Annotated in this window: 13 protein-coding genes; 7 read left to right on the top strand and 6 right to left on the bottom strand. The window is 62.4% G+C overall.

Translation table 11 applies throughout. From position 1 onward, the window contains the following. Positions 1-57: 57 nt before the first annotated feature. Positions 58-270 carry a hypothetical protein gene (locus tag N0P34_RS13750; protein WP_275603796.1) on the top strand — a complete coding sequence of 71 codons (213 nt, stop codon included), beginning with the start codon at positions 58-60 and terminating at the stop codon, positions 268-270. A 66-nt stretch (positions 271-336) separates the two neighbouring features. Here N0P34_RS13750 and N0P34_RS13755 read toward each other — a convergent pair whose 3' ends face one another. Then, positions 337-1,263, bottom strand: a complete 927-nt coding sequence (locus tag N0P34_RS13755; RefSeq protein WP_275603797.1) for a manganese catalase family protein — start codon at positions 1,261-1,263, stop codon at positions 337-339. Between the two features lie 281 nt (positions 1,264-1,544). Between N0P34_RS13755 and N0P34_RS13760 the strand changes: the two genes are divergently transcribed. Beyond that, positions 1,545-2,735: an FAD-dependent oxidoreductase gene (locus tag N0P34_RS13760; RefSeq protein WP_275603798.1), complete on the top strand. Its 1,191-nt coding sequence runs from the start codon at positions 1,545-1,547 to the stop codon at positions 2,733-2,735. A 7-nt stretch (positions 2,736-2,742) separates the two neighbouring features. On the opposite strand, the gene N0P34_RS13765 is transcribed toward N0P34_RS13760, so the two are convergent. Beyond that, positions 2,743-3,651 (bottom strand): EamA family transporter, encoded by a 909-nt coding sequence (locus N0P34_RS13765; protein WP_275603799.1) that lies wholly within the window; start codon positions 3,649-3,651, stop codon positions 2,743-2,745. A gap of 63 nt (positions 3,652-3,714) precedes the next feature. Beyond that, positions 3,715-3,909: a hypothetical protein gene (locus tag N0P34_RS13770; RefSeq protein WP_275603800.1), complete on the bottom strand. Its 195-nt coding sequence runs from the start codon at positions 3,907-3,909 to the stop codon at positions 3,715-3,717. Between the two features lie 219 nt (positions 3,910-4,128). Here N0P34_RS13770 and N0P34_RS13775 point away from each other — a divergent pair, with 219 nt between their 5' ends. The 5 genes from N0P34_RS13775 to N0P34_RS13795 all read left to right on the top strand — a co-directional run bounded on the left by N0P34_RS13775 (position 4,129) and on the right by N0P34_RS13795 (position 10,290). Further along, complete coding sequence (locus tag N0P34_RS13775; RefSeq protein ID WP_275603801.1) at positions 4,129-5,121, top strand: BMP family protein; 993 nt, start codon at positions 4,129-4,131, stop codon at positions 5,119-5,121. Positions 5,122-5,306: 185 nt separating this feature from the next. Continuing rightward, positions 5,307-6,860 (top strand): ABC transporter ATP-binding protein, encoded by a 1,554-nt coding sequence (locus tag N0P34_RS13780; protein ID WP_275603802.1) that lies wholly within the window; start codon positions 5,307-5,309, stop codon positions 6,858-6,860. Then, positions 6,857-7,930, top strand: a complete 1,074-nt coding sequence (locus tag N0P34_RS13785; RefSeq protein ID WP_275603803.1) for an ABC transporter permease — start codon at positions 6,857-6,859, stop codon at positions 7,928-7,930. The genes N0P34_RS13780 and N0P34_RS13785 overlap by 4 nt, the downstream gene beginning before the upstream one ends. A gap of 2 nt (positions 7,931-7,932) precedes the next feature. Continuing rightward, positions 7,933-8,880, top strand: a complete 948-nt coding sequence (locus N0P34_RS13790) for an ABC transporter permease (protein ID WP_275603804.1) — start codon at positions 7,933-7,935, stop codon at positions 8,878-8,880. A gap of 123 nt (positions 8,881-9,003) precedes the next feature. Further along, positions 9,004-10,290, top strand: coding sequence for an amidohydrolase family protein (locus tag N0P34_RS13795; RefSeq protein WP_275603805.1), 1,287 nt, complete (start codon positions 9,004-9,006; stop codon positions 10,288-10,290). A gap of 268 nt (positions 10,291-10,558) precedes the next feature. On the opposite strand, the gene N0P34_RS13800 is transcribed toward N0P34_RS13795, so the two are convergent. From N0P34_RS13800 to N0P34_RS13810, 3 genes are read right to left on the bottom strand one after another with little or no spacing between them, the layout of a single operon-like run. Then, positions 10,559-13,699 carry an efflux RND transporter permease subunit gene (locus N0P34_RS13800; protein ID WP_275603806.1) on the bottom strand — a complete coding sequence of 1,047 codons (3,141 nt, stop codon included), beginning with the start codon at positions 13,697-13,699 and terminating at the stop codon, positions 10,559-10,561. Between the two features lie 3 nt (positions 13,700-13,702). Next, positions 13,703-14,899, bottom strand: coding sequence for an efflux RND transporter periplasmic adaptor subunit (locus N0P34_RS13805; RefSeq protein ID WP_275603807.1), 1,197 nt, complete (start codon positions 14,897-14,899; stop codon positions 13,703-13,705). Beyond that, a complete protein-coding gene (locus tag N0P34_RS13810; RefSeq protein WP_275603808.1) occupies positions 14,896-15,372 on the bottom strand; it encodes a MarR family transcriptional regulator in 477 nt (158 codons plus the stop codon). Before N0P34_RS13810 ends, N0P34_RS13805 begins: the two co-directional genes overlap by 4 nt. Between the last annotated feature and the right edge of the window lie 274 nt (positions 15,373-15,646).

Below are 15,646 nucleotides of genomic sequence, written 5' to 3' on the forward strand. Positions count from 1 at the left end.
GCACTCCGGATAAAACTCTGCTAGACTTGGCAGCGGAATATCCTTGGGACGAGGGCTATGCAGTTCCAAATTGTGGCGGCGGCTTATGACGCTGCGCGTCAATATCTGCACTATACGGTCAGCGGGGAAAAAGGCGCGCGGCGCTTCACCATTTCGTCCAAGGTGAAGTGCTTGAAGGACCCGGAGACGCCCGAACGCCTGCATATGGTCGTGCTGCTCGCCATTACCGATCACTTCAACCGGCCAAGCCCCTCGGGTCACCCTTGGTAACGAGCAATCATCGTGCGCCGGGTGAAAGCGAAGGACGGGACGAAATCACTCGCCCCGTCGGATAGACTATCGTGACGCTTTATAAAGCTTGGCCGCGATTTCGTAGAATTCTTCAGGCGCGTAGTCGGGCGTGAAGGCCGATGGCACGCCCTGCAATTGCTGCATCTTGCCGCCTTCCGGCATGCCTTCGACGACCTCCAGCGGCCCCGGAGGATCACCGGGCAAGGCCACGTCGTCGTTCGACCAGATCCCGGAGATTTCGCGATAGTCCTCGTTGCTCCAGGTGTAGAGGCGACGATGAGATCCCTCATCGAGATATTTCTGGCACTCGGGAATTTTCGCCAGGGGGATATTGGGTGTCGGCAACATCTTCTCGATATCGACGCCGGTCAGTTTCTTGATGGCAAGGGCATAGGAATGGGCGTGGACCGACCCACGAACCAGGAGATAGCCACAGACTTCGCGGCCCGTGGGGTCACTCAGCGTTTCGTAGACGCGCAGCTTGTGGAGGCGCGCGCCGCATTCGAGATGAAAATTGTGCAGCAGGTCGAAGATGACGTTGCCGGTCGTGGTGACGAAGTCATTGTTCCACGAAACGCCATTGGCGTTGACCGGTGTGGCGCCGCCGCCATTGGAGAAGAACGCAGAAGCGAGACGGATATCGTTCATGGCTTCGAACGGTGTTTTGGAGATATCACCCCCGTCGCCCATGTCGCCCTTGGGCTTGTCGGGACCATTGTTGAGCATGGCAACGCCGTTGCTGACGAGTTCCACATGAGCCAGTTCCTCGGCCGTGATCGAGGCGACCAGACTGTAGAAGGGGCGCAGCTTGTCCTTGGAGCGGAAGTTGAAGCTCTGGAACATGTAGTTGCCGAGCGTCGACATTTCCCCGTACTTGCCGCCGAGAAGCTCCTGGAGAGCAGCAGCGGCATTGGGGTCCTGTTTGGTGGGCGGTGGCAACTCGGTGATCAGCCTGTCTACTCTCATAAACATGCACGGCACTCCTCTGTTGAACTGTACTCAACGGGGGAGAGCATGACCCGTTCCGAGGTGTTGCCCGGGTGTATGCCGGCCGTTCACAATCATGCCGGGAGAAAGAGGCGTTCAAATCCGAGCTTGCGGCCCTGCGCTTCGGCATGGTCAAATCCGCCAAAGACAATCCGGATTCGGATCGTCCCCGCCCAGGACATGTTCCAACTGGCGCAGCAGTCTCCCTTTTCGACCAAGATTGACGCGCCGGCCGGGGAGCCGAAGAGACAAGCTGGCTACATCATATGAGTGAAATCATCGTCCTGGGCGCCGGAATGGTCGGCGTTTCGACTGCCTTGGCCCTGCAGGCAAACGGCCACGCCGTGACGCTGTTCGACCGGCGCGGCCCGGGCGAAGAGACAAGTTTCGGCAATGCGGGGATAATCCAGGCCGAGGCGGTCGAACCCTATCCGCTTCCGCTTGACCCCAAGACATTGTTCGCCATCGCGACCGGACGCACCAATGATGTGGTCTGGCGCATGAGGGACCTGCCGCACTGGCTGGTGCCCCTGCTCGGCTATGCCCGCAATTCCCTGCCGAGGGGCTATAAGGCCAATATCGCGCCGAGCTGGTCGAGGATGATCCTCAGCGCAACCGAGGACCATGCGCGCCTGATCGCAGCATCGGGGGCCGAGGCCATCATTGCGCGGGATGGGTACCGCAAGGTTTACCGCACGGCGGCCGGCTTCGATAAGGCCGTGGCGACAGCCGAACGGTATCGCTCCCAATACGGCGTTCCATCGCATACCCTTTCGGGGGCCGAGCTGGCGGACGCAGAGCCGGGACTTCAGGCCAAATTGGCCGGTGCCGTGCACTGGACATGCTCATGGTCCTGCCAGGATCCCGGTGGCCTCGTGCGCCACTATGCCGATCTCTTCATGGCGCGTGGAGGATCCATGGTCCTCGGTGATGCGAACAGTCTCGAACGCGCAGGCGCCGGCTGGCGGGTCCAGTCCAATAATGGCCCCCTGACGACGGAGCGCGTGGTGGTCTGCCTAGGACCATGGTCTCCCGCCCTGGTTGGCCGTTTCGGGCATGCCGTACCGATGGTGTACAAGCGCGGCTACCACCGGCATTTCCACGTCAAGGACGGGCCAAAACTGCCATTGTTCGACGTGGAGACAGGCACGTTCCTGTCGCCGATGCGGATGGGACTGCGCGTCTTGACCGGCGCCGAACTCAGTACGCTGGACGCACCGCCAAGCAGCCGTCAGATCGACCGCTCGACATTGGCCGCGCGTGAGTTGTTCGCATTGGGCGAGCGGGTCGATGCCCAAGATTGGCGCGGGACGCGGCCGTTCATGCCGGGCATGCTGCCAATGATCGGACCATCGGAGAAGAACCCCGGCATGTGGTTCAATTTCGGCCATGGCCACCAGGGCTTTACCCTCGGCCCGACGAGCGCCCGTATCCTTGCCGAGAAGATGGGCCGCTAAGCCGGCCTCACCCAGCGTCTGCTGGCGCGATTTCAACGGCGGCCTGGCGGCGGAACAGCATATCCTTTGCCGCCACCACCGCACCCAGGGTGATGAGCCCGCAGGCAATCACGACGCTCATGCTGAACTCCGCATAGCCGGAGACGATGAGAAGGAGCGTGGACAGAAGGGGGGCAAGGTAGGACGCCGCCCCCAGGATCTGGATATCCCCCTGCTTGACCCCGATGTCCCAGACATAGAAGGCGAGACCCACTGGCGCGAGACCGAGCCCGACAATGGCCACCCATTGCCACGGCGAGGTCGGCCAGACAGTGGTTTCAAGAGCCAAATGGCTCAGCCAGGCCAGGACGGCCACCACAAGGCAAAATCCTGCGATGGCTTCGCTTGGAACTCTGGCCAGCCGGCGCGAGAGAATGGAATAGCTGGCCCAGGCGAAGGCAGCAAAAAGGGCCGCGGCGTAGCCGAGGACATATTGCGCCTCGAGCACCAGTCCCTGCCCGCGCGTAACGACCAGCACGGTGCCGGCCAGAGCCAGCACGCAGCCGGCGATGTGGTTCCAGCGAAGCTTCTCCCCCGGGAGCATGGCAGACATCACCACGATCAGCACGGGCCAAAGGTAGTTGATGAGGCTGGCTTCGACCGGCGGTGCATTCTTAAGCGCAAAGAAATAGGCAAAATGGTAGCCGGCAAGGCCCAGCACGCCAACAAGCCAAACCGAGAGAGGCTGGCGCATCGCCTTGATCGCGCCGGGCCTGACGATCATCAGGCACACACCGCCGATGGCAAAAGTAACCGCGGTGAACTGAAGCGGAGGCATGTCGCCGCTGGCCGCAGTCAAGGTTGCCAAAAGCGACCAGAGCACGACGGCCAAAAGGCCGATCAGGGTCGCGGTGGAGCGGGAGAGCGCGTGGGACATGCCGCAGCTTTATGGGGAAAGCCGGGGCCGGGGAAGGGCGAAAGCGTCCCTCCCCGTCTGCTATCAATATTTCGCAGTGGCGTCGCTCGCTGGGAAAGTCTCGTCGACGCTTTCATCGACCTCGTCCCACTGGCGGGGTGGGCTCTCTTGCGCCTCGCTGCCGGCGTCGCGGATCTGCACGGGTGCATCCTTGGGGCCAGGCTTCTTGCCATCGCGCATGGCGGCGGCTTCGTCAGTCTTTTTCGGGGTGTCTTTCATGATCGGTACCTCCAAAAAGTAAAACGGCATGCCGGGACATCGGTTGCGCGCCATCCGCCAGAGCCAGCAAGATTTCGGAAAACAGCCTGGCTGGAGGCCAGGTTTGCGCGGCGACATCGCGGTGAACAACGCGATGCCAACGCTTGCCAAGCCTGTGGTTATTGCCCACTAGATGGGCACTTGGGAAACCTGGGCTAACTTTTCTACAAACGGGGTGAGATGATGATGAAACTTGTGTTGGGCCGTCGCGGCTTCGTTTCTGTCATGGCTGCAGGCGTGGCGTTGGCCATGTCGGGCACCGCAATCGCGCAGGAAGCGCTCAAGGTCGCCGCGATCTGGACCGTGCCGGTCGAGCAGCAGTGGGCGAGCCGCCTGCACAATGCGCTCGTCGCCGCCGACGCTGCCGGCACCATTGAATATGTCTATTCGGAGAACATCTCCAACACTGATTATGAGCGCGTGATGCGCGAATATTCCGAGCAGGGCAACAAGCTGATCATCGGCGAGGCCTTTGGCGTGGAGCAGCCCTCGCGTGCCGTTGCCGAAGAATATCCCGAAGTGATGTATCTGATGGGCTCGTCGCTGCAGCCCGTAGAGCCGAACTATGCGACCTTCGACAACTTCATCCAGGAACCGAGCTATCTCACTGGCATGATTGCCGGTCTCAAGACCGAGAGCAACCAGATCGGCATGATCGGCGGCTACGCAATCCCCGAAGTGAACCGCCTGATGAACGCCTTCATGGACGGCGCGCTGTCGGTCAATCCGGATGTGAAATTCTCGGTGAGCTTCATCAACTCCTGGTATGATCCCCCGAAGGCCAAGGAATCCGCCTTCGCCATGATCGATGCCGGCGCCGATATTCTCTACGCCGAACGTTTTGGTGTGTCCGACGCTGCCAAGGAACGCGGCATTCTCGCCATCGGCAACGTCATCGACACCGCTGCCGACTATCCGGGCACGATCCTGGCGTCCGCGCTCTGGCACGGCGAGCCGATGATCAACAAGGCCATTGAAGACGTCAAGGCCGGCACATTCACCGCCTCCGACTACGGCATCTATGCCTTCATGGAACACGGTGGTTCGAGCCTCGTGGTCGACGAAGCCCTGGCCGGCGCCGATGCGGTTGCTGCAGCCAAGGCCAAGGAAGCCGAAATCCTGGCCGGCACGTTCAAAGTCGAGATCGACGACAGCGAGCCGAAGTCCAACTGAGCTTTGGGAGCCATGAGAGATCGTGGCCCCCACCACCCCCACCCAACCTCCCCCTGATAGGTGGATGAAACGAGGCGGTGGGGAGAACAGATCGTGCCTCCAACACAGCTCTACCCCTCCCCCTTCTGAGGGGGAGGTCGGGTGGAGGTGACGGCAAGCTCAAAGTCCCTTTGCGCGAGCAGTAAATGACCGACCAGCCATCACCAGCCCCCCTGCTCTCGCTCGAGCACATCACCAAGCGCTTCGGCCCTCTGGTCGCCAATGACGACATCTCCCTCACTCTGCACAAAGGCGAGATCCTGGCGCTGCTGGGGGAGAATGGCGCGGGCAAGACGACGCTGATGAATATCCTGTTCGGCCATTATGTGCAGGACGAAGGACAGGTCCGCGTCGCCGTCGAGGGTGAGATGGTCACGCTTCCCAGCGGCTCGCCCGGGGCGGCGCTCAATGCCGGCGTCGGCATGGTCCACCAACATTTTACGCTGGCAGAAAATCTCTCCGGCCTGGCCAATATTCGTCTCGGCACGGAAAAGCTGATGTCCTTCGGCCGTGCCGCCGAAGCACGCCGCAAGGTGGAAAAGATCATCGCCGAGAGCGGCCTCGACGTCGATCTCGACTGCCGGGTGGCGGACCTGACGGTCGGCGAAAAGCAGCGCATCGAAATCCTCAAGGCGCTCTATCGCGACGCGCGCGTCCTCATTCTCGATGAACCCACCGCCGTGCTGACACCGCAGGAAGCAGATGGGCTTTTCACCGTGCTCCGGCGGCTGGCCGCCAACGGGCTCGGGGTCATTTTCATCTCCCACAAGCTTGGCGAGGTGCTCGCCATCTCCAACCGCATCCTCGTGTTGCGGGGCGGCAAGAAGGCGGGCGAGCTGGAAACGGCACAGGCCGACCGCCGCGCCATTGCCGATCTGATGGTGGGCAAGGCCGTGGCCGAGATCACCCGCACCCCTGCTACGCCCGGCGATGTGCTCGTGCAGTTCGACGGCGTCAGCCTGCGCGAGGGCGCGGGCAAGCAAGTGCTCACCGATGTCAACTTCGTGCTGCGCCAGGGCGAGATCGTCGGCCTTGCCGGCGTGTCGGGTAACGGTCAGGCGGGCATCGCCGCGCTGATCTCCGGCCTTGCCGTTCCAAGCGAGGGCGCGCTCAACCTTTACGGCACCCCGGTGCGCTCCGCCGATCCGCGCGCGCTCGTCGCCGCGGGCGTTGCCCGCATGCCGGAAGATCGCCAGCATGACGGTGTCGTCGGCACGATGAGCGTGGCGGACAATATCGCCATCGAGGATGTCCGCAGCTCCGAATTCTCCCGCGCCGGCTGGCTCGACCGCAATGCGATGCGGGTGCGGGCCGAGAGTGCCATTGCGGCCTATGACGTGCGTTGTCCCGGCCCGGATGCCGAGGCGCGCCTGCTGTCCGGAGGCAATGTACAAAAGCTGATCCTGGCGCGCGTGCTGGAGCGCGAGCCGCGCGTGATCCTCGCCAACCAGCCGACGCGTGGCCTCGATGTCGGCGCGCAGGCCGAAGTGCATCGACGCATTATTGCCGCCCGCGACCGGGGCGCCGCAGTGCTGGTCATTTCCGAGGACCTCGACGAATTGTTCGCTCTCTCGGACCGGTTCCTCGTCGCCCATGCCGGCACGGTGACCGATGCCGGACAGTCCGAAAATCTCGACCGGGGCACGATCGGCCTGCTGATGGCCGGTCAGCACATTCAGTCCGCAGGGGTGGCATCATGAGTTTTCGTCTTGAACCCCGGACTGATGCCAGCATGGGCCTCAAGCTCGCTGTATCGCTGGGTGCAGGCGTGGTGGCGCTGCTGCTCGTGGCCATCCCGGTGCTCTTTGCCGGGGGCTCGCCGCTCAATGCCTATTGGTTGATGGTCCAGGGCGCGTTCGGCTCCACCTTTGCGCTGAGTGAAACACTCAATCGCGCCACGCCGCTGATCCTCACCGGTCTTGCCGCTGCCGTCGCCTTCCGCGCAAAACTCTGGAATATCGGCGCCGAGGGTCAGCTCTATATCGGCGCCCTGGCCGCAGTGCTGGTGGGCGGAGGGCTGCTGCAGATGCCCCCTGCCCTCGCTATACCGACCGTCATGATTGCTGGTTTCGTCGCTGGTGGCCTGATGATGGTCGTCCCCACCATCTTGAAGCAGAAATTCGGCGCCGACGAAGTCGTCATCACGCTGCTGCTCAACTTCATCGTCATCCTCTTCGTCCAGATGCTGATCGAGGGCCCGCTGAAGGACCCGCTGGCCATGGGCTGGCCGCAATCGATCCCGCTGATTGCCGAAGCCAAGCTGCCAAAGCTGCTGCCACGCCTGCGGATGCATTGGGGGCTGATCGTCGGCGTCGTCGCGGCCATCGTGCTGTGGGTCGTGGTGCGCAAGACCGTGCTGGGCTTCGAGATTCGCGCCGTCGGCGAGAACAAGGCTGCCGCCCGCTTTGCCGGCATTCCGGTCAACGCCACCATGCTCAAGGTGGCGCTGATTTCCGGAGGGCTCGCGGGCCTCGCCGGCGTCAGCGAAGTGGCTGGAGTCAAGGGTTACCTTTCCGCCGATCTTTCGCCGGGCTTTGGCTATTCGGGCATTGTCGTCGCCATGTTGGCCGGCCTTTCGCCAATCGGCACCGTGGCCGCAGCGATCTTCGTCGCGGCCGTATTCGTGGGGGCGGATTCGATGAGCCGGGCCACCGGCATCTCCAACTATATCGCCGATCTCGTGGTCTCCCTTTCCCTTCTCTGCGTGCTGGTCGGCAGCTTCTTCCTGCGCTTCCGACTGCGCTACGAGCAAAAGAGCGTGGAGGCCTGAGCATGGATGTCCTTCTTGAAATCCTTGGTTCGGCCAATTTCTGGGCTGCGTCCCTTCGCATCGCCACGCCGTTGATCTTTGGCGTCCTCGGCGCTTTGCTCTGCGAGCGGGCCGGCGTCTTGAACCTCGGCATCGAAGGCATTTTTGTTGCCGGGGCGATGGCAGGCTGGCTTGCCGTCTATCTCGGATTGGGGCTTTGGGGTGGCGTGCTCGTGGCGGCCTGCGCCGGCGCCGTCTTCGGCCTGCTCCATGCCATCCTCACGGTGGTGCTGGGGCTTTCCCAGCATGTTTCAGGCATCGGCATTACCCTCCTGGCCACCAGCGCCAGCTATTTCACCTATCGTACCGCCCTGCCCGACGTGACCACCCCGCCGCGCATCGCCGCATTCCAGCCGCTCAATATTCCCGGCCTTTCCGATATTGCCTTCATCGGGCCTGCGCTCTTTCAACAGACGCCGCTGACATTCCTCGCGTTGGTCTTCGTCGCCCTCGTCGCGCTGGTGCTCTATCGCACGCCGCTGGGCCTCGCCATCCGCGCCGTGGGGGACAATCCGGCTTCCGTCGAAGCGCAGGGGCTCTCGGTGCGTGGGCTGCGCATCGGTGCCGTCGTCGCCGGGTCGGCCCTGATGGCGCTGGGCGGCGCGTTCCTGACCATGTCGGCTTTCGACGCCTTCTTCTTCGGCATGGTCAATGGACGTGGCTGGATCTGCATTGCGCTGGTCGTCTTCGCCTCATGGCAGCCTGGAAAGGCACTCCTTGGCGCGCTGCTGTTCGGCGCGTTCGACGCCTTCCAGATCCGCCTTCAAGCCCAGATCGGCCAGGTCGTTCCGGGGCAGATTTTCCTGATGCTGCCCTATCTGCTGTCCATCGTCGCCCTGATCCTTGTGGCACGCCGGGCGGACTATCCCCGCGCCCTGCTGCAGCCCTGGACCAAGGGGCAGCGGCACTAAACTCATTCGAACCTCCCGCCTCTGCGGGAGGTTGCCAGGCCAGACCATCTGCCACATCCTTGCCCTCCGAGGCCGCGCTCCAGGGCGCAGCTGGGGGCGAGGTCTATTGAAGAGGACCCAAATATGTTCGATCTGAAGATCACCAATGCCAATCTGCCGGATGGCCGCAGCGGCGTGGATATCGGCGTGCGCGAGGGGCGAATTGCTGCGATCGAAGCCAATCTGCCTGGTGACGCAGGACAAACCATAGACGCTGCCGGGCAGCTGGTTGCTCCGCCCTTCGTCGATGTGCACTTTCACATGGACGCCACGCTCTCGCTCGGCCTGCCGCGCCACAATGAAAGCGGGCTGCTGCTCGATGGCATCAAGATCTGGGGCGAGCTCAAGCCGCTGCTGACCCAGGAAGCGGTGATCGAGCGCGCCCTCGCCTATTGCGACCTCGCCGTCTCGCAGGGGCTCCTCGCCATCCGCACCCATGTGGATATTTGCGACGATCGCCTGCTCGGCGTCGAGGCGCTGCTCGAGGTCAAGAAGCGCGTTGCGCCCTATATCGACCTGCAGCTCGTCGCCTTCCCGCAGGATGGCTATTATCGCTATCCGGGGGCGCCGGAGCTGCTGAGGCGCGCGCTCGACATGGGTGTCGACGTTGTCGGCGGCATTCCGCATTTCGAACGGACCATGGCCGATGGCGCATCGAGCCTCAAGGCGTTGCTCGAAATTGCCGCCGACCGCGGTCTCCTTGTCGACATCCACTGCGACGAGACCGACGACCCCATGAGCCGTCACATCGAAGCGCTGGCCTATGAAACCCAGCGGCTGGGTCTTGGCGGGCGGGTCAACGCCTCGCACCTGACCTCCATGCATTCCATGGACAATTACTACGTTTCAAAACTCCTGCCGCTGATGGTCGAGGCCGGCGTCAGCGCCACCGCCAATCCGTTGATCAACATCGTCATCCAGGGTCGGCACGATAGCTATCCCAAGCGCCGTGGCATGACCCGCATTCCCGAGATGCTGACCTATGGCATTGACTGCGCCTTTGGCCATGACTGCGTCATGGACCCCTGGTATTCGCTCGGCCAGGGCGACATGCTGGAGGTAGCCTTCATGGGCCTTCACGTCGCGCAGATGACCAGCCGCGAGGCCATGCGCAAGTGCTTTGATCTCGTCACCAAGGGCCCGGCCAAGATCATGCATCTCGAGGGCTATGGCGTCGATGTCGGCTGCAAGGCCGACATGGTGCTGCTGCAGGCCAAGGACAGCATCGACGCCATCCGTCTCAAGCCGACGCGCCTGGCTGTCATCAAGGGCGGCAAGGTCATCTCCCGTACGCCGGCACGCCAGAGCGCGCTGAGCCTCGATGGCCGCCCTGCTACGATCGACCCGGCCCGTGTCGGGCCGCAGTGGTAAGACTAGCAGCGGTTTTCGGGTGATCGGTAGGATTGGCGACGAAGCTTGCCCTGCCGTTCCCCTCTCGCACGGAGCTTCCCTCGGGCGTGACCCGAGGGTCACTATCCAATTGCAAATCTGTTGCTTTGCGGCTCGCAAATTGGCCCTCGGGTCAAGCCCGAGGGAAGTCTGGCGCTCGATTGGGCGGTCCGGGCTAAACCATTCTCTGTCGATACCGACATCATCAGAACAGAAAAAAGGCGGGGATTGCTCCCCGCCTTTTCGTTTATCAGGCCTTCTGCTCAACGAGCACGTCGTGCTCGTCGTCATGCGGCGCCTTGGGCATGAAGCGGCGGGTGAAGCGGCTGAAACTGTCGATATAGGTCAGCAGCACCGGCACCACGACAAGGGTCAGGATGGTCGAAGAGATCAGGCCGCCGATAACCGCGTGGGCCATCGGGGCGTTCTGGCCGCTGCCTTCGTGCAAGCTCAGCGCCAGCGGGATCATGCCGAAGATCATGGCGAGTGTCGTCATGATGATCGGGCGGAAGCGGGTTACGCCGGCTTCGACCAAGGCCTCATAAAGGTTCATGCCGCCGCGAACGTGCTGGTTGGCATTGTCCACGAGCAGGATGGCGTTCTTCACCACGAGGCCCATCAACATGATGAAGCCAATCGCCGAGAACATGTTGAGCGTCGAACCGCCGACAAGAAGGCCGACCATCACGCCGATCAACGCCAGGGGCAGCGAGCCCATGATGGCAATCGGCTGCAGGAAGCTGCCGAACTGGCTGGCGAGCACGAGATAGATGAAGATCACGGCCAGCAGCAGGGCCGAGCCTACTGCACCCATGGTGTCAGCGATCTGCTCGACTTCGCCGCCGAACGAACTGCGGTAGCCCGTCGGGAACTCGATGCTGTTGACCGCCTCCTGAAGCTGGGGCGTCACCGCGCCCAGTTCCACGCCGGAGAGATAGGCTTCCACTGTCACGCCGCGCTGCAGATCCTGGCGGTTAATGGTGGCGGGCCCGGTGCTTTCGACGACCTCGGCCACCTGGTTGAGGGTGATCATGGCGCTCGAGCCGGTGGCGCCAGACTGGGCGATGGGCAGATTGCCGATGGCATCCACATCCTCGCGCAGGGCCTGGGGGAGACGGACGACGACCGAATAGACCTGGCCGTTCGGCGCGGTCCAGTCGGCCACATCCTCGCCGCTCAACAGCGGATTGAGCGTTGCCGCGATCTGGCCCATCGAAACGCCCAGATTGTTGGCGAGGTCACGGTTGACGGAAATGCCGACAACCGGCTCCGCCTCGTCGAGGCTCGAGGTGACGTCGATCAGCCCATCGATGGTTTCGAGCTTGGCGACCAGTCGGTCGGCCAGGCGCTCCAGGACGACAAAGCTGTCGCCGTAGAGGGTAATCGAGACCGGAGCGGAGGACATGCCCAGGCCCGACGTTGCGGTAACCTGGAATTTGGCACCGGGGACGGCGTCAAGCATGTCGCGGGCACGCGGCATCAATTCCTGGGGAGTGATGTCGCGCAGGGCCTTGTCGACGAGCGTGACGGTCAGCGTGCCGGTATTGGCGCCGCTGGCCGCCAGGCCGCCAGCCACAGTCGAATAAGTGGTCTCGACTTCCGGCAATTGCCGCAGGATGGATTCGGCCTGCCGGAGCTTGACGGCCGTATGCTCACGCGACGAACCGGCCGGCGTCTCCACCGTCACGGTGAAGATGCCGTTGTCGACCGCGGGCACGAATTCCACCCCGACGCGCGGAAACAGGAAGAAGGTGCCCACAAAGGACAGAAGCGCGACGAGCAGAACCGACTTGCGGTGCTTGAGGCCCCAATGGATCACATGGCGGTAGCCTTCGGTGATCCATTCGAACAGGCGGTCGAACTGCTGGATCAGCCGTCCAACCGGCCCGCGCTTGGCATTCGGGTTCGAGGCCGGATCGTACCAGACGCTCGACATCATCGGATCGAGTGTGAAGGCCACGAAGAGCGAGATCAGCACGGACACGGACACGGTCACGCCGAATTGCAGGAAGAACCGGCCCATGATGCCATCCATGAAGGCGACGGGCAGGAACACGGCAACGATGGACAGCGTCGTCGCCATCACGGCGAGGCCGATTTCATTGGTGCCGTCGAAAGCCGCCTGACGGTGGCTCTTTCCCATGTGGAGGTGGCGCGTGATATTTTCGCGGACCACGATGGCGTCGTCGATCAGGATACCCACGGCCAGCGACAGCGCCAGGAGCGTCATCATATTGAGGGTGAAGCCGAGGAAATTCAGCGCCACCATCGTGCCGATGATCGAGATGGGAAGCGTCAGGCCGGTGATGACGGTCGAACGCCAGGAATTGAGAAACAGGAACACGATGATGACGGCAAGGACCGCACCCTCGATGAGCATGTTCTGCACGGCGTGGAAGGAATCCTCCACCGGCTTGGCGTTGTCGACCACGACCTCGATCTTGACCTGCCCCTCGGGGAGTTCCCTGGTCAGGAGGTTGTCGATGGTACGGCGGATTTCTTCCGCGACACCCACCGTATTAGCGCCCTGCGTCTTGAGGATGTCGACGGCAAGAGCGCGCTCGCCATTGAGGATGGCCAGGCTCGATGCTTCGCCCGTGCCGTCTTCGATGGTCGCGACATCGCGCAGGGTGACCGGCTGGCCGCCCTGATTGCCGACGATGATGTCGTAGAAATCCTGCTCGTCCTCGAGCCGCCCCAGAACCTGGATCGACTGGACGATGCTATCCTGAGTAATCGAGCCGGCTGCAAGATCCTTGTTGGCTGCCTGCATGGCCGAGATCACGGCGCTCGGCGCAATGTTGAAAGCCGTGAGCCGGTCGGGATCGATCTGAATATTAAGCTGGCGCGGAACACCACCAACCACGGACGCACTGCCGACGCCGGAGATGTTTGACAGGCGCTTTACGATGATGTCCTCGGTCAGGGCCGTCAGGTCGCGATCAGACAAGGTCTCGGAGCTGACCGCGAGCGAGAGGACCGGCAGGGCCGATGGGTCGAAGCGCAGCACGCGCGGTTCCCCTGCCCCGGCCGGCAGCCGGGCCTTGACCGGGTCGATCTTGTCTCGAACATCCTGCGCCATCTGCTGGGAGTTCTGGTCGAGATTGAAGATCATGATCACCATGGCCTGTCCGGCCTGGGCCGTGGACTGGATGGTGTCGAGACCGGCAATGGTGTTCACCGCCTCTTCGATCGGCTTGACGACGTCGGCTTCCACAGCCTCCGGCGAGGCGCCGGGGTAGCTCACCACCACGGCGACGACGGGGAAGTCCACATCGGGCATCTGCTCGATGGGGAGGCGCTGGTAGGAATAGATACCGAACACCATGATTGCCACCATGATCATGGTGGCAAAGACGGGGTGATTGACGCTTATTCGGGTCAGAAACATGGATCAGTCCTCGACCACTTCATAAACTTCGCCATCGGCGAGATCGGTCAGCGGGGCGCCGATGATGGTGTCGCCGACGGCCACGCCTTCGACTTCGACGGTGCGACCGCGATCCCATTCCTGGCCCAGTTCGACGCCCTGGCGGACAAGGCTGCCATCGACGAGCTTGAGAACGAAATTGCCCGACGCGTCTTCACGCACTGCCGTGGACGGCACGGCGACAGCATCAACCTTTTCGGTGACGGTGATGAAACCGGTGGCGAACATGCCACCCCGCAGATTGCCATTGGCATTGTCGAGATCGATGTAGATCGGCACGGTGCGGGTGCCGCTGACTGCGATCGGGTTCACCCGCTTGACCGTGCCCGTGAAGCTCTGGCCATCAAGGCCGGTCACGGTCACTTCGACGGATTGGCCGGCGCCGACAAGGGCGCTGGAATTCACCGACGCCGCGGCCTGGAATTCCATGCGGTCGAGATTGACCACGGTCATCAAGGGCGCGCCGGCGGATACGGTCTGGCCCGGCTCGACAGAACGGGATGCGATTATGCCAGTGATGGGCGAAGTCACGGTTGCCTTGCTCAGAGCCAGTTCGGCGCCGCGCACAGCGGTTTCCAGCGCCGCCAGATTGGCCTCCAGGGCGGCAGTCGAGGAGCGTGCCTGTTCCAGCGCGGAGGGGCTGGTGAGCCCCTGGCGCGCCAACTCTTCGGTCCGTTCCAGTTGCTGGCGCGAGGAAAGCAATTGCGCACGCGTGGCGTCGGCAGTGGCCCGCTGCTGGTTCAGCTGCAGCTCCAGATTCTCGCGATCGATCTCGACGAGCTTGGCGCCCGCCGCAACCTCGTCGCCGGGACGAACCGCAACGAAAAGAACGCGGCCCGAAGCCTGGGCGGCGACGTCCGACTGTTGGGACGGCACGAGGGTTCCCGTCACCTTGACGGTCTGGCGCAAAGTGCTGGGCTGGATTTCAAAAGTTTCGGACCGCAGAATCTGTTTGACCACAGTCGTTTCCTCGACTGCGACAACAGGCTCGGGCGCGGGAGGCTGAAGCAGGAAGAAAGCCGCCGCGCCCACCACGATAACGCCAAGGACGATCCAGGGCGCAATGCGCCGCTTTGGCTTGAGGCCTTGAGCGACGCGCTGCGCATTTTCCTTCTCGCGCTTGCTCTGGGCCCATTCGGGTTTATCGTTGGTTGCGGTCATTGCTCTTTGTCCTGAAGCGAAGCTTTTCCCTGTAGCAATAGGCTCGCCCAATTGCCCAAGAATTGCGAGGAGTCACGATAGAAGGCCGAAAGCTCGGTCACCCTGCGAGCTGCACCTTCCGATTCTGATTCAATTTCTTTAGCGCAAGCCTCTGTGACGCTTGCATATTTTTCCATTCGTCCTGCCAGCTCCTGAAGCATCTGCACATAGCTGGCGGAAGATAATTCGTAATAGTCCTGACGATCCCCTGTATGCGTGGTCAGGCGCAGAAGTCCGCGGGCGGCCAATTGTCGGGCGTTGGTGCTGACGCTTGCCCGGCTGACGCACAGGCGCTCGCTGATCTGGTTTAGACTTAGTTCGCGTCCCTCGGCAACAAGGAGTCCCATTATCCGCCCGGCAATGCGAGGCCCACCATCGTGCTGCGCGATGAGGCCCATTTCTTCGATAAAGCGGTCAATGGCAGAGAGGGTCACATCAATCCGTCAGGCTAATTTCAGTTCGTTCAGTTTAGACTAAACGACACTCAAGCGCAAAAGATTCGCCATGCGCCGCCAGAAAGGCCGGTTTGCAACCACCGAAGACAGCATCACCTCTAAAGTGCAATTGATAATGGAAGCGTTAGCGAGAAGCATCTGTTTTTAAGTGATTTTTGCCGCCTGCGCATGGTCTGGGCACCGATACCACCCTGGCAAGCGGGCACCTGGTCAAGGCCGCACACGCTGGTGAAAATGTCGGTTTTGGGTTGTG

The organism is Devosia sp. FJ2-5-3, from assembly GCF_029201545.1.
GTDB lineage: Bacteria > Pseudomonadota > Alphaproteobacteria > Rhizobiales > Devosiaceae > Devosia.